Below are 19,554 nucleotides of genomic sequence, written 5' to 3'. Positions count from 1 at the left end.
TCTTTTTTGTGTTAAAAGGAGGTAAGAAGATGGTTTAGCCATCTTCTTTTTATTTGTTGTTCAGAATCATTTTGTCGAAAAGCCTATAAATGAAGAATTAGGGCCTAGAAACGAAAATTACGGCCTATAAATTTTATTTACGGCCTATAAATGAAAAATTACGGCCTATAAACGCTTTTCCCCTATTCAAGGAAAGAGATCCTGCCCAGCGAAAACCCCATGAAATCAACCATCTGTGAATGAAACTGGAAGATTCACATTCGGAGCAAACCATTCATTAAATCAAAATCCAAATAATTAAGTCTAAATGAAGTTCAATTAGGTCTAATTGAAAATATTTAAGTCTAAATCTAAAAGTTAACTCTTTCACTTAAATATTCGCATTACCAGAATACTTATCTTTCAATAATCACCCCCTCCAACTCTTGAATTTCAAACTCGCTTTAACTCTTAAAAGCAGCACATCGAACCGTTTTAAATCCACCTACAGCGGGGATTTAAGGTTACATGAGGATGCATACTCGGGTTTATTTTACCGAATTGAATAAAGACAGACACAACGAGAGCCAGAGTCTCATACATTTTAAAGAACCTTAAATAATCTGAAAAAACGTATATGAATAAACAATTCTGGCAACAATGGCATTATGGAGGTGGAAGAATGAAAAACACACAACAGTACGGGGAAAAATGTATGGTATGTGAGAAACAAAAGGATAGAGGATTACACATTCTTCATCAATTTATTTGCCAGGAATGTGAGCAGAAAATCCTTACTGCCAAAACAAATGATGACTATTATAAACATTACCTATCCCAACTGAGAAAATTAAAATTAGTTAATGCGTCTTCATAAAAACAGGCTGTTAAAACGGTCTGTTTTTTTGTTGGATAAATTTTTTTCCATGTAACATGTGTTAGAATAGAGGTATATCAAGGACGTTAAACATTTGAAAATAAAAGGATTTTTAAGATGAAGCATGCACCGCTATATGAGGCGTTAGTTAAACATACACAGAATACAAAATGGTCTTTTCATGTGCCGGGACACAAAAACGGTCTTATATTCGAAAAGACGGCTAATCCTTTTTTTCAGCCTGTTTTGCCATTTGATACAACAGAGCTGAGAGGGCTGGATGATCTGCATCATCCAGATGGAGCCATCCTTGAAGCCCAACAATTGTTATCTTCATTTTATGGAGTAAAGAAAAGCTATTTCCTTGTCGGGGGAAGCACATCTGGAAATCTCGCCATGATTTTGGCATCATTTACGCAAGATGATGTTGTGCTTGTTCAGAGAAACTGTCACAAATCAGTTCTAAACGGACTAGAACTTGCCGGTGTAAAACCTGTTTTCTTATCGCCAGAAATGGATGAAGAAGGCGGATTTACTCTAGGGGTCCATACCCATACAATAAGAAAAGCTATAGAAAATTTCCCTCAATTTAAAGGCATCATCCTTACAAATCCTACTTACTACGGTATGCAGCAGGATATTATAGAAATAGCAGACGTTATTCATGCTAATGGCGGCATTGTTTTAGTGGATGAAGCTCATGGAGCACATTTCGGACTAAAGGAAATGCCAGAAAGTGCGATACATAGAGGAGCAGATATAGTGGTGCAATCTGCACATAAAACACTTCCTGCTTTAACGATGGGTGCTTACCTGCATGTAAACAGCGATCGGATAGAAGAGTATCGCTTATCTCAGGCTCTGCAGATGGTTCAATCCTCTTCGCCTTCTTATCTTATTATGGCTTCACTCGATTTGAGCCGCTTATATCTAGAAAGCTTATCAGAAAAGGATATTAATGAAATCATTCAGCAGACTGAGGAATTCAGATCGTTTATCGATTCACTGCAGCATCTTCATATAGTAAAGACGCCAGTTGGTTATGTCCTAGATCCGCTTAAAGTAACCATACAGCCGGACAAAGACATATCTGGTTTTGTACTTCAGCGTATGTTTGAAGAAGAAGGCCTATATACGGAGTTAGCGGATGACCGGAATGTATTGTTCATCCTGCCGCTTGGAAGGATTAATCAGCTTACAGAGTTGAAGGAAGTTTTTCATAAAGTTTCGCGAAAACTCTCTTCTTTTACGAATAAAGAAGAAACGATTATACCTGCTTCTCAGTTTCCTAAGATCAGCACGTTAGAACTTTCCTATATAGATATGAAGAAACTGAGCGTTAAACAGGCTTTAATTGAGGACGCTGAAGGATCTATTGCAGCAGAAGGTGTAATTCCGTATCCTCCAGGCATTCCATTAATCGCAAAAGGTGAAAAAATCACATCAGAATCCATACGTCTTTATTTATTCCTTAAAGAAAAAGGTGCACGGTTCCAAGGGATTAATGAGCATAAAAAGATGCATGTATTTGATATAGAATAAGGAGCAGCAGTTGTGAAAGGCTTATTTATTACGTTAGAAGGACCTGATGGATCAGGTAAAACTACACAGGTTGCAAAGATCGCTGAATATTTAATGCAAAATAAAATCGATTTTATTCAAACGCGTGAACCAGGCGGAACAAGAATCAGTGATAAAATTCGGTCACTCATATTAGATCCAGAGCATAAAGAAATGCATGATCTAACAGAAGTTCTGCTTTATGCTGCGTCACGGGCTCAGCATGTTCATGAAAAAATTATCCCGGCGCTCGAAGCAGGCAAAGTAGTTTTATGTGACCGTTTTGTTGATGCATCACTCGCTTACCAAGGATTTGGGCTTGGTGTTGGGGAGCAGCCTGTAATACAAGTAAACAACATTGCAACCAGTGGATTGGTTCCAGACCGCAGCTATTTTATTGATGTCTCGCCAGAAGTGGGACGAGAGCGAATGAAAGCCAGATACGGAACAGGGAACCTTGATCGGATCGAGCAAAAAGATCTTTCTTATCATGAACGTGTAAGAGAAGGATTTCAGCATATTTTTAAAAACCAAGAAAAACGGATCCTCCGCGTGAATGGTGAACAGGATCCAAAGATGGTGTTTGGAGAGATCGTAAAGGATTTGGACAAGCTTTTAGCGAATCATAAGGAAAAGTAAAAGGAGGCATTTGCCATGAAAATGATTATAGCCGTTGTTCAAGATAAAGACAGCAACCGACTGCAGGATGCGCTTGTTGAAAAGAATTATCGTGCCACTAAGCTAGCGACAACAGGCGGATTTTTAAAAGCTGGGAACACAACGTTTATGATTGGTGTGGAAGATGCTCAGATAGATGAAGTCATGGATATTATTCGTGAAAATTGCAAAAGCCGTAATCAGATGGTTGCCCCAGTTTCTCCAATGGGCGGAAACGCGGACGCATATGTACCTTATCCAGTTGAAGTAGAAGTAGGCGGTGCAACGGTGTTTGTATTGCCGGTTGAAAGCTTCCAGCAATTTTAATAAAACAATGTTCAATAATTGAGGGGTTATTATGAAAATCGGTCAGGATATAAGACCAATTCTTGAAACGAAGCAAAATGACGGAAAAGCGGGAAAGAAAACGTCACTTTCGTTTGGAGAAGCTGTGTCTAAGCAAAGCGAAAAACTCCAATCCGAACAGCTGACAAGACTGTTAGGCGATATCGAGACACAAGGCAAAAGACTGTTGCAATCGCAGACCGTACGAGATCTGCAGCTATATAAAAACCTTGTTCAACGATTCGTAAAAGAGGCAGTTAATTTTGGTATGCAGTTAAAACAAAACAAAAGCTGGAATGAACAAGGAAGATCACGGACACTTAAACTTGTAAAAGAAATAGATGAACAGCTGATTCAAATAACAGAAGCTGTTTTAAGCCAGGAAAAAGACTCGATAACATTATTAGATAAGATTGGTGAAATTAAAGGATTATTAGTTAATCTATATACGTAGCAGGTGAGAATGTATGATGAGCTGGGAAAAAAGCAGCAAGACACAGCCTCGTGTTGTGAAATTATTAAAAAACAGCATAAAAAAGCAGCGCCTTGCTCATGCATATATTTTTGAAGGAGCTCATGGGACAGGGAAGATGGCAGTCGCTGCTGTTCTGGCTAAGACATTTTTGTGCAGAAATACTGAAGACGAGAATCCGTGTGAAAACTGCACCAACTGTAGAAGAATCACATCCGGCAACCATCCCGATGTGCATGTTATCTCGCCTGAGGGACAGTCGATTAAGATTGACCAGATAAGAGGACTGCAGAAGGAGTTTGCTTACAGCGGTATGGAGTCTTCTAAAAAAGTATACATTGTAGAGCATGCTGATAAGATGACAGTTCAAGCGGCGAACAGTCTTTTAAAGTTTTTAGAAGAACCTGGTGCAGATACGATCGCTATTTTATTGACCGAACAAGTTCATAGTTTGCTCGAGACCATCCGTTCCAGGGCACAAACACTATCCTTTTCGCCTTTACCGCCACAAGGGATTTTAGAAAAACTGCTTGAGGAAGATATTCCTAAGCCAATTGCCGCTTTAGCCGCTTCACTCACGTCTGATTATGCAGAAGCACTCGAAATTTGTAGGGAAGAGTGGTTTGCACAAGCTAGAGCCAAAGTGATACAATTAACGGAGGAACTGCGGCTGCGGCCTGATTATTGTCTTGTTGTCCTGCAAGACCAATACTTAAGCTTTTTTAAAGAGAAAGAACAGCTGCGTTTAGCTTTAAACTTACTTTTGATCTGGTATCGGGATCTTTTATCTATACATTTATCACAGTCGGAAAAAGTCGTGTTTTTCGACCAGCTTCAAGCATTAGAGCAGCAGGCGCTTCAAATGTCTCAAAGAAAAACAGGTGAAGCTCTGCAAGCTATACTGACTGCTCAAGCTAGAATCCGTAGCAACGTAAGCCCCCTTATGGTTATGGAGCAGTTGGTTTTACGATTACGGGAGGGATAAAACCTTGTATGAGGTAGTGGGAATCCGCTTTAAGAAAGCGGGTAAAGTATATTATTTCGACCCCGGCGACCTTGAAGTGAAGAAAGACGCGTTCGTCATTGTGGAAACAGCGCGTGGAATAGAATATGGCAAGGTAGTTATCGATAAGAAACTAGTCGGGGAGAACGATGTAGTTCTTCCTTTAAAAAAAGTCGTTCGGCTCGCGACACAGAAGGACATTTTGTCTGTAGAAGAAAATAAAGCAGCCGCTAAGGAAGCGTTTCAAAGCTGTGAGGAAAAAATCATTGAACACCAGTTGGATATGAAGCTGGTCGATGTTGAATATACGTTTGACCGCAATAAGATCATTTTTTATTTTACTGCGGACGGAAGAATTGATTTCCGTGAACTCGTTAAAGATCTTGCTTCTATTTTTAGGACAAGAATTGAATTAAGACAGATCGGTGTCAGGGATGAAGCAAAAATGCTTGGCGGAATCGGTCCATGTGGCCGGATGCTATGCTGTTCCACATTCCTTGGAGATTTTGAGCCTGTTTCGATCAAAATGGCAAAAGATCAGAACCTTTCACTAAACCCTGCTAAGATTTCAGGTCTATGTGGACGATTAATGTGCTGTCTGAAATACGAAAATGACTATTATGAAGAAGCAAAAGAAGAAATGCCTGATGTTGGTGAAGAAATTATGACCCCTCATGGTGTTGGTCGCGTTGTCGGCTTGAACTTGCTTGAAAAGCTCATTCAAGTAAACATTCCTTCAATGGAAAGAACGACAGAGTTTACATTGGACGAGTTAGCAGCAGGCAAGAAAGAGGAATTATTCAGTCAGGCCACAGAGTAAAAGAGGTGGAATTCGTGGAAAAGAAGACTATATTTTCCCGCGTGGTGCAGATGGAAGAACAGATCACTGAGTTGACACAGCAACTTGAAGATTTCAAGACCCATTTGGCTGCATTAATTGAAGAAAACCACCATCTCGTGATGGAAAATGAAAATCTACGAAACAAGCTGAACTCTGATGGAACACGAGTTTCTGCTAAAAAATCTTCATCTCTTAAAGGGAAGAAAGAGCCTACTGATATCGGTGAAGGCTATGATAACCTGGCACGTCTCTACCAAGAAGGATTCCACATTTGCAACCTTCATTATGGCAGTGTGCGTTCAGAGGGAGATTGTTTGTTTTGTCTATCATTTTTAAATAAGAAATAAACGCCTTTCCTAAGGGGAAGGCTTCTTTTTATATGTTTGATTTTATACAGATTGTTGCTTTTGAACATTTTTTGTTGAGTACGCGTCTTTGACTAGTTGATTGGAGTGGAAGGTGCGAGACTCCTGCGGGATCAGGGGGACAGGTGAGACTCCTAATGGCGCAAAGCGCGAGGAGGCTCACCGCACGCCCCGCGGAAAGGGAGCACCTGGAGCGGAAATCAACATCTTCTCACAGCAACAATGTTTACGAAAACAGTATTTTTTTATAGAAATACAAGAAAGAGAGGGAATATCCATGACTGAGCTTCTGCCAGACGAACGAATCGATTACTTAGTAGATGAAGACTTAAAAATCATCCAAAGTCCCTCTGTGTTTTCGTTTTCACTTGATGCGGTTCTCTTAAGCCGATTTGCCTGGGTTCCGATCCAAAAAGGAAAAATTATTGATTTGTGCAGCGGAAATGGCGCCGTAGCCCTTTTGCTGAGTAAACGATCAAAAGCTCATATTACCGGGGTTGAAATTCAAGAAAGACTGTACAGTATGGCAAATAGAAGTGTTGTCCTTAACACTCTTAACGACCAGATAAAGATGGATCTTGCAGATATTAAAGATGCTCCTGCTAAATATGGCCATGGCACATTTGATGCGTTAACCTGCAATCCTCCTTATTTTGCGTCCGTTCATGAAGAAGATTTCAATCAGAATGAACACCTGGCGATCGCCCGCCATGAAATTCATTGTTCCTTAGAAGACGTTATACGTGTGAGCAGCCAGCTTGTGAAACAAGGCGGAAAAGTTGCGATGGTACACCGGCCAAACCGCCTTATGGAGATTTTGGCATTCATGCGTCAGTATAAACTTGAACCAAAGAAACTGCAGCTGATTTATCCGAAGACCGGTTCTGAAGCTAATATGCTATTAATAGAAGGAATGAAGAACGGCAAACCGGATCTGCATATTCTGCCGCCTCTTACGGTGTACAGAGAAGATGGAGAATACACGGCTGAGTTAAAAAGGATGTTCTATGGTGAACAAGAACGGTAATCATTTTGTGTATATTTTGGAGTGCAGTGACGGAACTTACTATACAGGCTATACAAATGAGATATCTCAGCGTCTGCGTAAGCATGAAGAAGGAAAGGGCGCGAAGTATACAAGAGGAAGAGGACCGCTTAAGCTTGTGTTCCAGCAATCTTTTCAAACTAAACAAGAAGCTATGCGGATGGAGTTTGCTGTAAAAAAACTAAGCCGAGCTGAAAAAGAGAGAATAATAATAGAGGGAAGTGTTTCATATGTGGCAGCAAAAAAGCTACCATGATGAGAGCGGGACTGGTGCATTATATCTTGTTCCCACACCGATTGGAAACTTAGAAGATATGACGTTCCGTGCTGTTCGCACATTAAAAGAAGCTGATATGATAGCGGCAGAAGACACGCGCCAAACAAAGAAGTTATGCAACCACTTTGAGATAAATGCACCCTTAACGAGTTATCACGATCATAATAAAATGCAGAGCGGACAAAAACTTATAGAAGCTTTAAAAGAGGGAAAACAGATCGCATTAGTTACCGATGCTGGAATGCCGGGTATTTCAGATCCAGGATATGAACTTGTTGTTCAGTGTGTGGAAGAAAAAATTCCTGTTATCCCGCTGCCAGGAGCGAATGCTGCGATTCCTGCTTTAGTTGCATCAGGCTTAAATACAGAGCTTTTTACTTTTTACGGATTTCTGCCACGCGGGAAAAAAGAAAAAAAGGCTGAATTAGAAAGACTAAAGCCTTTTCCATCAACGCTTTTATTTTATGAAGCTCCACATCGTCTAAAAGAAACGCTTCAAGCGATGAACGGTATATTTGAGAACAGGAAGATCGCTGTTGTTCGCGAGCTCACGAAAAAATATGAAGAAATAATCCGGGGCACATTGACTGAAGTAACTGAATTCTTTAGTCAGGGAGATGCAGAGATAAGAGGAGAGTTTTGTTTAGTTGTCGAGGGAAGCGGCAGTTTTGAACTGGAGGACGGAGCATCGGTGCAATGGTGGGAGTCACTATCGGTGACTGAACATGTAGATCATTATGTAAATCAAGGTGAAAAACCAAAAGAGGCAATTAAATTAGCGGCAGTAGACAGAAACGTTCCAAAGCGTTCAGTCTACCAGGAATATCACGGACTATAATTCTATACAATGGGAAAGAGCCTTCTAAACGGAAGGCTCTTTTGTTTATGTGCTTATTTTGATGTTTGTAATTGCTTTTGAAGCTCTTCCATAACTTCTTTTGCACCTTCACGGCTAAGAATGATTTTTCCGCCAGCTACCGTGTAGTTGTCATCAGAAACTTCACCAGTTACTGCACAAGTCATGTTTGGCTTGTATTTTTTAAGAATGATACGGTCATCATCAACGTAGATCTCTAAAGCATCCTTTTCTGCAATTCCTAATGTACGGCGTAGTTCGATCGGAATAACCACACGTCCTAATTCATCAACCTTACGTACAATTCCTGTAGATTTCATAATAAAATCTCTCCTCCCGAATATATAAAAATATTTCCCTATCTATTTAAATCGTCAGAATTCGACAAAATCCTACGAGAACATCTTACCAAGATTTCCAATTGTCGTCAATAGTTTTGACATAAACATTTTTTATTCTTTTACCAGTAGAATTCTCTAGTATATACCCGTTTTATAATACTTTCGAAACCCTAAAATGGAAGATATATTCATATATTGTCATAAAAAATTCAAATTAGTGTAAAAGTTACAAAAATATTACTGGAAATAGCGGTTAGATTAATCGTCAAATTTCGACAAAACTAACAATGAAAAAATACTATCCATGTTCTCCCTTTCAACCTTTAGCTCCTACACCTTGACACACTTTCAATGCATTAGGTATATTTTGAAGGAAGAAAAGAGAATAATGAAAGTATTTACATAGAAATCTTTCGCTTACTTTTTTACTTTTATGTCCTAGAGTAAACAGTTTTTTATAGTTTTTGTAAAAAAGATACATTTTCCGAAGCTGTTAATTGCTCCCTTATCATTTTTAAAGATGAATAGCCCCTAAAACGAAGGGGGTTTTTTCCACTATAATAATGATAGCTTGTTAATCTGGTAATAGTCGGCGATGTAAACAAGTTTTATTTTATAGTATAAGTCCATCTAAGGCTGACGTTCAGAAACAAGCGTCAGCCAAGTTTTCTTTTCTATAGTAGAAAGAGTTTGAGGAGGAGTACCAGTGGCAAAACCAACATTTTATATTACAACACCTATCTATTATCCTAGCGGAAAGCTTCATATCGGTCATGCGTATACTACGACAGCAGGAGACGCGATGGCACGATATAAGCGTTTAAAAGGATTCGACGTTATGTATTTAACGGGATCTGATGAACATGGGGAAAAGATTCAAAAGAAAGCAAACGAACAAGGTCTTCATCCTCAAAAATATGTGGATGGAATCGTGGATGATATTAAAGCGCTTTGGAAGAAGATGGACATTTCCTACAATGACTACATCCGTACAACAGATGATCGTCATAAAAATTCTGTCGAAAAAATTTTTCAGCAGCTTCTTGATCAAGATGATATTTACTTAAGTGAATATGAGGGCTGGTATTGCACAGATTGTGAATCATTCTTTACGGAACGTCAGCTTGAAGACGGAAAATGTCCTGACTGTGGACGTGAAGTAAAAAAAGTAAAAGAGGAGAGCTACTTCTTCCGTATGAGCAAGTATGCAGATCGTTTATTAGCTTATTACGAAGAAAACCCTTCTTTTATTTATCCTGAATCACGCAAACGCGAGATGATCAATAACTTTATTAAGCCAGGATTAGAAGACCTTGCCGTTTCCCGTACATCCTTTGACTGGGGAGTAAAGGTTCCCGGAAATCCAAAGCACGTTATATATGTATGGATCGATGCTCTTTCTAACTATATTACTGCACTTGGATACGGCAGTGAAAATGATGAGAAGTATCAGAAATACTGGCCTGCAGATGTTCATTTAATGAGTAAGGAAATTGTGCGTTTCCATACGATCTATTGGCCGATCATGCTGATGGCACTGGGACTTCCTTTACCAAAACAAGTTATTGCGCATGGGTGGCTGTTAATGAAGGACGGTAAAATGTCCAAGTCTAAAGGAAATGTAGTTGATCCTAATGTACTGATCGACCGTTATGGATTAGATCCTTTACGCTACTATTTGCTCCGTGAAGTTCCGTTTGGATCTGATGGCGTATTTACACCTGAAAGTTTTGTTGACAGAGTAAATGCTGATCTGGCAAATGATCTAGGAAACCTGTTAAACCGTACGATTGCGATGATCGGTAAATACTTTGATGGAAAGATTCCTGCATATGAAGGCAGTGTAACAGAATTTGACGCAACTATTGAAGAATTTGCAATGGAAACAGTAAGAAAAACAGAAGAAGCGATGGAGAAGCTTGAGTTTTCAATCGCACTTTCAACAATTTGGCAGCTCGTGAGCCGTACAAACAAATATATCGATGAAACTCAGCCATGGGTACTTGCGAAAGATGAAGCGAAAAAAGGTGAACTTGCAAGCGTGATGTACCACTTAGCAGAGTCAATCCGTATTGTATCCGTTCTGATTCAGCCTTTCATGACTGAAACTCCGGCAAAAATCTGGAACCAGCTTGGATTGAATGAGTCCAAACTGACAGATTGGGATTCGTTGAAGGAATTTGGTGTCATACCTGCTGATACATCAGTTTCAAAAGGAGATCCAATCTTCCCTCGTTTGGAGACAGAAGTTGAAGTGCAATTCATCAAGGATTCCATGGGAGGCAGTTCTGCTCCAGCAGAATCGCCTAAAGATGAAGTTAAACAAGAAGCTCCTGCAGCTGATGAGAAGGCAGAGATCACAATCGATGATTTCATGAAGGTTGACTTAAGGGTTGCCACCGTTACAGCAGCTGAACCGGTAAAAAAAGCTGATAAGCTGTTAAAGCTTCAGCTTGATCTTGGTTATGAAAAGCGCCAAGTAGTTTCTGGCATCGCACAATTTTATAAGCCTGACGATCTTGTAGGGCAAAAAGTGATCTGCGTAACAAACCTTAAACCTGTGAAATTGCGGGGAGAGCTGTCAGAAGGAATGATTCTAGCAGGTTCTGCTGAGGGACAATTAACACTAGCTACAGTAGATCCTTCCCTTCCAAATGGTGCAAAAGTTAAATAATGAGAAAAAGCGGGGAGTATTTCCCTGCTTTTTTAGTGCTTAAGATAGAGGAAAAACTTGTAAAACGGGAATAAAAATAGTTCTTAATACCTACGATGTAATTATATTGTAATGCTACTGTTACCCGAATGAATGGAAAATGTGATAAGATTTGTAAAGTTGAAAGGATTGTACATTATGTTTGATACACATGCACACCTAAATGCAGCACAATTTGAAGAAGACCAAAAAGAGGTCATTCAGCGGGCTTTAGACGAAGGAGTTCACCATATTGTTGTGGTTGGATTCGATCGCGAAACCATTAAAGGTGCAATGAAGCTTGCTGAAGAATATGATTTCATTTATGCTTGCGTTGGCTGGCACCCGGTCGACGCAATCGACATGACGGATGAAGATTTGGCCTGGATTGAAGAACTTGCAGCACATCCTAAAGTTGTCGCTCTTGGCGAAATGGGACTGGATTATCATTGGGATAAGTCGCCTGCAGATGTTCAAAAAGAAGTTTTCAGACGCCAAATACGTCTAGCAAAAAAAGTGAAGCTGCCCATTGTCATTCATAATCGGGAAGCTACACAAGATGTTGTCGACATACTGAATGAGGAAGAAGCCCATGAGGTTGGAGGGATCATGCACTGTTACAGCGGGAGCATTGAAGTTGCCCGGCAATGTATGAAGATGAATTTCTACATAAGTTTTGGTGGACCAGTAACATTTAAGAATGCAAAAAAGGTAAAGGAAGTCGCGAAAGATATTCCGATGGACCGGCTTTTGATTGAAACTGATTGTCCTTATCTTAGTCCTCATCCATTACGAGGAAAAAGAAATGAACCATCTTATGTAAAATATGTAGCTGAATCATTATCTGAAATAAAAGATCTTCCACTTGAAGACATCATAAAAAAAACTTCCGACAATGCCTTTCGGATTTTTAACATTTCCCGATAGGGGATGTTGTCGGAAACTAGCAAAGCATGAAGAATATCGCGTAAATCTTTCAAGAAATGACAAAAGGGACAGGAAAATTGTCAAACGTTTTTTCTTCCCTTTTTCCTTCTTATCCGTTCATAATTAGGCTTGGGTCAATTAATGACGAAAAAGGAGGGATTTGACAGAGAGAAAAAAGATATTTATAATGCAGTCCTTGTAGGGGAGGAAATTGGATGTATAAGAATATTACAGCTTTGTTCTCAAGTTTTACGAGAAAGAAACTTTATCTTTCTATCACTGCTCTTCTCGTTTTAGCGGTAACTACTGGATTCGTAGGTTATGAAACTACGAAAGCGGAAGTAACATTAGTGCTGGACGGAAAGAAATCAGAAGTTAAAACACACGCTAACACGGTAAGAGAACTTCTAAGCGAACATAATATAAAACCAAACCAGCATGATCTTGTAAAACCTGGGCTAGACGCTAAGGTCAAAGATAATATGAAGGTTGATTATCTAGAAGCAAAAGAAATTGTCCTGACTGTAAATGGAAAAGAAAAAACAGTATGGACGACAGCGAAAACTGTTGAGCAATTCGTAAAAGAACAGCAGCTGACGCTGAACGAACATGATGTCATTAAGCCAAATTTGACTGCTGATATACAAGATCAAGGCAAGATTAAGATTGAATCAGCATTCCCGGTTAAGCTTGTTGTAGGCGGAAAAGCACAGCAAGTCTGGACCACTTCGACTACCGTCGCTGACTTTTTGAAGCAACAAAAGGTATCATTAGGTGAAATAGACCGAGTAACACCTGCCAAAACAAAAAAAATTACTGGCAAAACGCAGGTTGAAGTCATCAGAGTAGAAAAGGTCACCGATGTAGTGGAGGAAGAAACACCATTTGCAACTGTTAACCGTAAAGACAGTGGATTAACAAAAGGCAAAGAGCGTGTCGTGCAAGATGGCAAAAAAGGAAAGCTTGAAAAACGCTACGAAGTTGTTATGGAAAACGGAAAAGAAGTTTCCAGAAAGCTTATTGGCGAAAAAACATTAGCTGAAAGCACTGACAAAATTGTGGCTATCGGTACAAAAGCACAGCCGCAGCCTGTTGTTTCACGTAGCAAATCATCCAGCTCATCAGGCGGCAGAGAGATGTATGTAACAAGTACAGCTTATACGGCTCACTGTTCGGGATGTTCAGGTATTACGGCTTCTGGCTATAATTTAAGAGCTAATCCGAATGCGAAAGTAATCGCGGTTGATCCAAATGTTATTCCTTTAGGCACGAAAGTATATGTTGAAGGGTATGGATATGCCATAGCATCAGATACTGGAGGAGCTATAAAGGGCAACAAGATTGATGTATTCTTTTCTTCTCAATCACAGGCAGAGGCTTGGGGAAGAAAAACAGTAAAAATTCGCATCCTTAACTAATTGATTTATAAAGCATGGGGAAAAAGTCCCTGTGCTTTTTTTATGCAAGGAATATTCGAAGAACGAATGAAGTAAAGGCTAGTCAACCTAGACTTTCTTGACGCCTGGGGTATACTAGTAAAAGATGTTTTTTCGTTCAATTAATTAGACGTAGCAACACCTAAAAAGGTTTCACCGTTTTGGAGGAAATCATGAAAAAAATAAAAGAAATTATTGTTGTTGAAGGAAAGAGCGATACACTCGCTATAAAACGCTCAGTTGAAGCGGATACGATCGAGACGAATGGTTCAGAAATAAGTATAGATACATTAAATCGAATTAAAAGAGCCCACGATACAAGAGGGATTATCGTTTTTACGGATCCCGATTTTCCTGGTAAAAGAATTCGTCAAATCATTTCAGAGTTCGTTCCCGGGTGTAAGCACGCCTATTTAGCAAAAGAAGATGCAATTGCCAAAGGGGATAAAGGTGTAGGTGTAGAGCATGCTTCTAAAGAAGCGATCATTGAAGCTCTTGCACATGTAAGGGAAGAGATGATCGAAGCATACGAGAATGAATTAATTTCTTGGGAAGATTTAATAGCTGCTGGTTTAACTGGAGGCCCTGATTCGAAAAGACGGCGCGAGATCATAGGCGGAGAGCTTCGTTTAGGCTATATGAACGCTAAACAGCTGTACAAACGCCTTAATATGTTTAGGGTAACTCAGGAGGAGTTTCAGCAAGCGTTAGAAACACTCTACAGAAGTAAGGAGGATTAGAAAGAAATGAGAAAAGACATATCAACTCCCCAATCAACAAAAGCCATTCTTGAAAAGCATGGTTTTACATTTAAAAAAAGTTTGGGACAAAACTTTTTAATAGACCGAAACATCCTGAATAATATTGTAAATGCAGCAGACTTAACAGAGGATTCAGGTGTTATTGAAATTGGTCCCGGGATCGGAGCACTGACAGAGTTTATTGCGAGAGCATCAAAAAAAGCAGTCGCTTTTGAGATTGATCACCGACTCCTGCCAATTTTAAAAGAAACACTGGCTCCTTATCCGCATGTAGAAGTGATTCATTCTGACGTATTAAAAGCGGATATCCAACAGGTGATCAAAGAGCATTTTGAAGAGGGACAAGACATAATGGTAGTGGCAAATCTGCCCTATTACGTTACGACACCCATCATTATGAAGCTCCTTCAGGACAAGCTTCCTATTCGCGGGATTGTTTGTATGATTCAAAAAGAGGTGGCTGACCGATTGGCTGCATCTCCTGGAACGAAAGATTATAATTCTCTTTCTATCGCTATTCAATATTATGCAACAGCTGAAACGATGATTAAAGTTCCTAAAACAGTATTCGTTCCAGCACCTAATGTTGATTCTTCCGTCATAAAGCTTACATTACGCAAAGAACCTGCAGTGAAAGTGAAGGATGAAGAATTCTTTTTTGAAGTAGTGAGGTCTTCTTTTGCACAAAGAAGAAAGACTTTATGGAACAACCTGACAAGCCAGCTCGTTCAAAAAGAAAAGAAAGAAGAACTACAAGCTATACTGGATGATATCGGTATCGATCCAAAACGCCGCGGCGAAACATTAACTATAGAAGAATTTGGTGAATTGGCCGATTCTCTTTTGCCACTTGTAAAATAAACCTCATTTTTCCCCTTATCATTTCATACTCTTATAAAAGGAATAGTGGGAGCTATGGAGCTTGTTACTCCAAATAGGGGGAGTAAAATGAAACTAGAGATTGGATCAATTGTAACCAGAAACTCTTACAATCGAGATTTGCTATTTCGTATTGTAGGATTTAGCGAAGATCGAACTATTGCGGAACTTGCTGGTGAAGAGCTCAGATTGTGGGCAGATGCACCGGTTGAGGACTTATTTGTTGTGGACGATAAACAAATGTCAGAGCACAGGCAAGTTGTGAAGGAAAAAGAAGAATCTTCACTTAAATTATTCAGGCAGGACTATTACCTGCTAAGGCAAAAGCGGGAGTACCTTTCTACAAATGGGTATCAGTATGATCAATCCTATTTTGAATTACCCGGTAGAGTGCTTCATATTGATGGTGATCCATTATACTTAAATAAATGTCTAGAACTTTATAAAAAGCTTGGGGTTCCTGTGTATGGCATTCACATGAAGGAAACCGAGATGCCTGAGAAAGTTCCGGCTCTGGTTGATGAAATCCGGCCAGATATTCTTGTTATTACTGGTCATGATGCTTATATGAAATCAAAAGGCGATATTACTGATGTGAATGCTTACCGTCATACCAAGTATTTCATAAGAACGGTTCGTGAAGTAAGAAGAAAGTATACACACCTTGATCATCTGATGATATTCGCTGGCGCCTGCCAGTCACATTTTGAGTCGTTAATTAAAGTGGGATCAAACTTTGCGAGTTCCCCTGCACGTATAAACATCCATGCACTCGACCCTGTTTATATCGTTTCAAAAATCAGTTTAACGTCTTTCATGGACCGGGTTAATGTTATGGATGTTTTAAGGAATACATTGACTGGAAAAGAAGGGTTAGGCGGTGTAGAGACGAGAGGGTTTCTCCGAACAGGGATGCCGATTAAAACAAAACCGTAAAGAAAGCTCCGGATTACCGGAGTTTTTTTAGTTAGAAAGCTTCAAAACCGTTCACCCCATAAAAACTTGTTTCCTCGAGAGGCGGTTCATTAAGCTAGACAAAGTCTTTAAAATACATAAGAAATAAGCAAAAATAGAAGATTATTTGTTTGAATTGTTCCTTTTATACATATATGCGGAAAAAAAACACATACTAAAAAAAGCAAAAAAAGGATATTTGGTCATTGACATGAAAATGCTTTGCTTGCTATAATGAAAATTTTAATTTGACAAAAAAGCACGATTTGTGTTACAATTTGTCTAAGTGAGGTGGAGCCTAAAATGGGTAAAACAATAGTGGACATTAGACGCTCTTTAGAGTCCAATGTGGGTAGAAGACTTTCTTTACGTGCAAATGGCGGTCGACGCAAAACGATCGAACGTTTAGGAACGCTGGAAGAAACTTATCCCGCAGTTTTTATTATCAAATTAGATCAGGACACCAACGCTTTCGAACGTGTTTCTTATAGTTACGCGGATGTACTCACAGAAACAGTAGAACTTACATTCTTAGAAGATACACAAGCAGCAATCGGGCAGTAAGAACTCTTTACTGCTATTTTTTTTATCCTCTGGGTCTGATTTTAAACATACATAATTAAAATTAAGCAAGTAAAAACCCCTTTTGGAGATACTAAAATTGTATCGCATATGAAAGGGGTTTTCATCATTATGGGAAAAAGCAAACATGGAATGATGTCTGAAGGTTTAAAGATTGAAATCGCCAAAGAGCTGGGTTTTTACGATAAGGTCCAACGTGCGGGCTGGGGCGGCATTTCTTCTAAAGACGCAGGAAATATGGTGAAGCGCGCACTTGAATTAGCTGAGCAAAGATTAAACAAGTAAATATGCGATATAAGAAACCGGGGATGGGTCTGTCTCCGGTTTTACGTTCTCGGTGCCTAATGGATTTTAACTATATTTAGGGGTTCATACTGTGTTACTATTAAAAATATCAAAATTGTGCAAGATTTTTTAGGCAGGGATAAAGATGATCAATAATAAAGTATCCATTAAAGCACCGGCAAAAATTAACCTCTCTCTTGATGCACTTCGTAAAAGAGCAGATGGTTTCCATGAGGTAGCCATGGTCATGACCACGGTTGATTTAGCCGACCGGATTGAACTGACTTTATTAGAACAAGATGAGATAAAAATAGAAAGCTCAGGCGGCTTTGTGCCATTAGATGAACGTAATCTGGCCTATCAGGCAGCATTGCTAATAAAAGAAACATTCAATATTAAGCAAGGTGTTTTTATACATATTTCAAAACACATTCCTGTCGCTGCAGGCCTGGCTGGAGGAAGCAGTGACGCAGCAGCTGCATTAAAAGGGCTGAACAAGCTTTGGAACTTAGGTCTGTCCCTTGATGAGCTTGCAGAGCTTGGAGCTAAGATTGGATCGGATGTATCCTTTTGTGTGTATGGCGGAACAGCGCTGGCTACAGGCCGGGGTGAAAAGATTCACCATATATCATCGCCGCCTCCTTGCTGGGTGCTGTTAGCTAAACCTCCGATTGGTGTTTCGACAGGGGAGGTTTATCGAAATTTAAACCTGAAGAACATTGATCATCCTGATGTTGAAGGGATGGTTAAAGCCATTGAGAATAAAGACTATGAACAGATTTGCAGTCTGCTTGGCAATGTATTAGAAACGGTTACTCTTAAAATGTATCCCGAAGTAAAACATATTAAAGAACAAATGATGAAACTTGGGGCAGATGCAGTCTTGATGAGCGGAAGCGGACCTACTGTATTTGGACTATTTCAGCATGAGTCCAGACTTCAGAGGGTATATAACGGGCTTAGAGGATTTTGTAATGAAGTTTATGCAGTAAGACTATTAGGGGAATGATTGATAAAATCCGTATAAAAATGTTATATTAGCTTCAAACATTCGGTTTTGGAGGAAAATATGAAATTAAAAAGAAGCGGAAGAATGGTGGATTTAACGGCCTACCTACTTCATCATCCCCATCAGCTCATTCCTTTATCTTATTTTGTAGAACGTTACGAATCGGCGAAATCGTCCATCAGTGAAGACCTTGCTATCATTAAGGAGCACTTTGAACAGCACGGATTAGGACAAGTTCAAACCGTTCCCGGCGCAGCAGGAGGAGTAAAATATATCCCAGGCATTGATCAGATGGAAGCTGAAACGACAGTTGAAGAACTTGTGCAGCTTCTTGAAGATCCAAGCCGTATTTTACCAGGGGGTTATCTGTATGTGACAGATATAATCGGAAACCCCAGACTGGTAAATCAAATCGGAAGATTGTTTGCTTCCATATTCTCTTCGCGAAAAATTGATGTTGTTATGACGATAGCAACAAAAGGCATACCGCTTGCTTATGCGGTCGCTACTCATTTGAACGTTCCTGTCGTCGTTGTAAGAAGCAACAGCAGGGTTACAGAAGGCTCTACGGTAAGCATCAATTATGTTTCGGGTTCAACAAAACGCATTCAAACGATGGCACTTGCAAGAAGAAGCATAAAACAAGGCTCTCGAGTCTTAATTATCGATGACTTCATGAAAGCCGGCGGAACCATTAAAGGCATGATCAGTTTGATTGAAGAGTTTCAAGCTCAAATTGAAGGAATCGGTGTACTAGTGGAAGCACAAGAAGTATCTGAGCGCCTTGTAGATGATTATGTTTCCATCGCGCGACTTTCCCAGGTTAATGAAAAAGAAAACCGGATTGAAGTAGAAAAAGGCAATTATTCTTTAAACGGAGGTCATTTATAATGAAAAAGATTCATACTGCAGAAGCTCCAGCTGCTATTGGTCCTTATTCACAGGGAATCGTACACAACAATCTGTTTTTTAGTTCTGGCCAGATCCCGCTCACAAAAGAGGGTGTCATGATAGATGGCGATGTTAAGGAACAAACACATCAAGTTTTCAGTAATTTAAAAGCCGTATTAAATGAAGCTGGTTCTTCACTCGATCAAGTTATCAAGGCTACTGTTTTTATTAAAGATATGAATGAATTTGCGGATATTAATGAAGTTTATGGAGAATATTTTTCAGATCATAAACCCGCAAGATCCTGTGTAGAAGTAGCGCGTCTCCCTAAAGATGCTAAAGTTGAAATTGAAGTTATTGCGCTGGTGAAATAAGCTCCTATAAGGGAGCTTATTTCAGACCGTAGACAAAACCCCTTTTCAATATAAATTGAAAAGGGGTTTGTCCTGTTTTTAACGTTTTTTAGATAAGATATCAAGCTGGGCATGGCTCTTGCCATGTCCAGTTTGCCAGTTTTTTA

At 39.6% G+C, this 19,554-nt stretch carries 23 protein-coding genes; 22 read left to right on the top strand and 1 reads right to left on the bottom strand.

What is annotated here, in order from left to right:
- Positions 1-661: 661 nt before the first annotated feature.
- The 11 genes from M3196_RS21465 (at position 662) to rsmI (ending at position 8,259) form a co-directional block, all read left to right on the top strand.
- Entirely contained in the window at positions 662-856 is a 195-nt protein-coding gene (locus M3196_RS21465; RefSeq protein ID WP_251324330.1) for a sigma factor G inhibitor Gin, read from the top strand.
- Positions 857-973: 117 nt separating this feature from the next.
- Positions 974-2,398 (top strand): aminotransferase class I/II-fold pyridoxal phosphate-dependent enzyme, encoded by a 1,425-nt coding sequence (locus M3196_RS21460; protein ID WP_251324329.1) that lies wholly within the window; start codon positions 974-976, stop codon positions 2,396-2,398.
- A gap of 12 nt (positions 2,399-2,410) precedes the next feature.
- Entirely contained in the window at positions 2,411-3,055 is a 645-nt protein-coding gene (tmk, locus tag M3196_RS21455; RefSeq protein ID WP_251324328.1) for a dTMP kinase, read from the top strand.
- 15 nt (positions 3,056-3,070) lie between these two features.
- A complete protein-coding gene (locus tag M3196_RS21450; RefSeq protein ID WP_066285369.1) occupies positions 3,071-3,400 on the top strand; it encodes a cyclic-di-AMP receptor in 330 nt (109 codons plus the stop codon).
- 31 nt (positions 3,401-3,431) lie between these two features.
- Entirely contained in the window at positions 3,432-3,872 is a 441-nt protein-coding gene (locus M3196_RS21445) for a YaaR family protein (RefSeq protein ID WP_251324327.1), read from the top strand.
- A 16-nt stretch (positions 3,873-3,888) separates the two neighbouring features.
- Positions 3,889-4,875 carry a DNA polymerase III subunit delta' gene (holB, locus tag M3196_RS21440; protein ID WP_251324326.1) on the top strand — a complete coding sequence of 329 codons (987 nt, stop codon included), beginning with the start codon at positions 3,889-3,891 and terminating at the stop codon, positions 4,873-4,875.
- Positions 4,876-4,879: 4 nt separating this feature from the next.
- Complete coding sequence (locus M3196_RS21435) at positions 4,880-5,713, top strand: PSP1 domain-containing protein (RefSeq protein ID WP_251324325.1); 834 nt, start codon at positions 4,880-4,882, stop codon at positions 5,711-5,713.
- Positions 5,714-5,727: 14 nt separating this feature from the next.
- A complete protein-coding gene (gene yabA, locus M3196_RS21430; protein ID WP_251324324.1) occupies positions 5,728-6,081 on the top strand; it encodes a DNA replication initiation control protein YabA in 354 nt (117 codons plus the stop codon).
- A gap of 295 nt (positions 6,082-6,376) precedes the next feature.
- Complete coding sequence (locus M3196_RS21425) at positions 6,377-7,126, top strand: tRNA1(Val) (adenine(37)-N6)-methyltransferase (RefSeq protein ID WP_251324323.1); 750 nt, start codon at positions 6,377-6,379, stop codon at positions 7,124-7,126.
- Positions 7,110-7,400: a GIY-YIG nuclease family protein gene (locus tag M3196_RS21420; RefSeq protein ID WP_425311038.1), complete on the top strand. Its 291-nt coding sequence runs from the start codon at positions 7,110-7,112 to the stop codon at positions 7,398-7,400. Before M3196_RS21425 ends, M3196_RS21420 begins: the two co-directional genes overlap by 17 nt.
- Positions 7,375-8,259: a 16S rRNA (cytidine(1402)-2'-O)-methyltransferase gene (gene rsmI, locus M3196_RS21415; RefSeq protein ID WP_251324321.1), complete on the top strand. Its 885-nt coding sequence runs from the start codon at positions 7,375-7,377 to the stop codon at positions 8,257-8,259. Before M3196_RS21420 ends, rsmI begins: the two co-directional genes overlap by 26 nt.
- Positions 8,260-8,312: 53 nt before the next feature.
- On the opposite strand, the gene M3196_RS21410 is transcribed toward rsmI, so the two are convergent.
- Positions 8,313-8,597: an AbrB/MazE/SpoVT family DNA-binding domain-containing protein gene (locus M3196_RS21410; RefSeq protein WP_066238107.1), complete on the bottom strand. Its 285-nt coding sequence runs from the start codon at positions 8,595-8,597 to the stop codon at positions 8,313-8,315.
- A 727-nt stretch (positions 8,598-9,324) separates the two neighbouring features.
- Here M3196_RS21410 and metG point away from each other — a divergent pair.
- The 11 genes from metG (at position 9,325) to M3196_RS21355 (ending at position 19,408) form a co-directional block, all read left to right on the top strand.
- Positions 9,325-11,292, top strand: a complete 1,968-nt coding sequence (metG, locus tag M3196_RS21405) for a methionine--tRNA ligase (RefSeq protein WP_251324320.1) — start codon at positions 9,325-9,327, stop codon at positions 11,290-11,292.
- A gap of 174 nt (positions 11,293-11,466) precedes the next feature.
- Entirely contained in the window at positions 11,467-12,237 is a 771-nt protein-coding gene (locus M3196_RS21400; protein ID WP_251324332.1) for a TatD family hydrolase, read from the top strand.
- A gap of 215 nt (positions 12,238-12,452) precedes the next feature.
- Positions 12,453-13,655, top strand: coding sequence for a G5 and 3D domain-containing protein (locus tag M3196_RS21395; RefSeq protein WP_251324319.1), 1,203 nt, complete (start codon positions 12,453-12,455; stop codon positions 13,653-13,655).
- 191 nt (positions 13,656-13,846) lie between these two features.
- Entirely contained in the window at positions 13,847-14,413 is a 567-nt protein-coding gene (gene rnmV / locus M3196_RS21390; protein ID WP_251324318.1) for a ribonuclease M5, read from the top strand.
- 6 nt (positions 14,414-14,419) lie between these two features.
- A complete protein-coding gene (gene rsmA, locus M3196_RS21385; RefSeq protein WP_251324317.1) occupies positions 14,420-15,295 on the top strand; it encodes a 16S rRNA (adenine(1518)-N(6)/adenine(1519)-N(6))-dimethyltransferase RsmA in 876 nt (291 codons plus the stop codon).
- An 87-nt stretch (positions 15,296-15,382) separates the two neighbouring features.
- A complete protein-coding gene (yabG, locus tag M3196_RS21380) occupies positions 15,383-16,249 on the top strand; it encodes a sporulation peptidase YabG (protein ID WP_251324316.1) in 867 nt (288 codons plus the stop codon).
- A gap of 321 nt (positions 16,250-16,570) precedes the next feature.
- Positions 16,571-16,831, top strand: coding sequence for a biofilm formation stimulator Veg (gene veg, locus M3196_RS21375; RefSeq protein ID WP_066238125.1), 261 nt, complete (start codon positions 16,571-16,573; stop codon positions 16,829-16,831).
- A 129-nt stretch (positions 16,832-16,960) separates the two neighbouring features.
- The gene (locus M3196_RS21370; RefSeq protein ID WP_251324315.1) at positions 16,961-17,134 is read left to right on the top strand and encodes a small, acid-soluble spore protein, alpha/beta type; all 174 of its coding nucleotides are present in this window, start codon (positions 16,961-16,963) and stop codon (positions 17,132-17,134) included.
- Positions 17,135-17,279: 145 nt separating this feature from the next.
- The gene (gene ispE / locus M3196_RS21365) at positions 17,280-18,143 is read left to right on the top strand and encodes a 4-(cytidine 5'-diphospho)-2-C-methyl-D-erythritol kinase (protein WP_251324314.1); all 864 of its coding nucleotides are present in this window, start codon (positions 17,280-17,282) and stop codon (positions 18,141-18,143) included.
- A gap of 60 nt (positions 18,144-18,203) precedes the next feature.
- The gene (gene purR / locus M3196_RS21360; RefSeq protein ID WP_251324313.1) at positions 18,204-19,034 is read left to right on the top strand and encodes a pur operon repressor; all 831 of its coding nucleotides are present in this window, start codon (positions 18,204-18,206) and stop codon (positions 19,032-19,034) included.
- On the top strand, positions 19,031-19,408 hold the full coding sequence (locus tag M3196_RS21355; protein ID WP_251324331.1) for a RidA family protein: 378 nt from the start codon (positions 19,031-19,033) through the stop codon (positions 19,406-19,408). The genes purR and M3196_RS21355 overlap by 4 nt, the downstream gene beginning before the upstream one ends.
- Positions 19,409-19,554: the final 146 nt, after the last annotated feature.

The sequence above is a fragment of the Fictibacillus nanhaiensis genome, assembly GCF_023715445.1.
In the GTDB taxonomy this organism is placed as follows: domain Bacteria; phylum Bacillota; class Bacilli; order Bacillales; family Fictibacillaceae; genus Fictibacillus; species Fictibacillus nanhaiensis_D.
The sequence above is the reverse complement of the archived record's forward strand: the minus strand, read 5'-3'. Positions and strand labels throughout refer to the sequence as shown.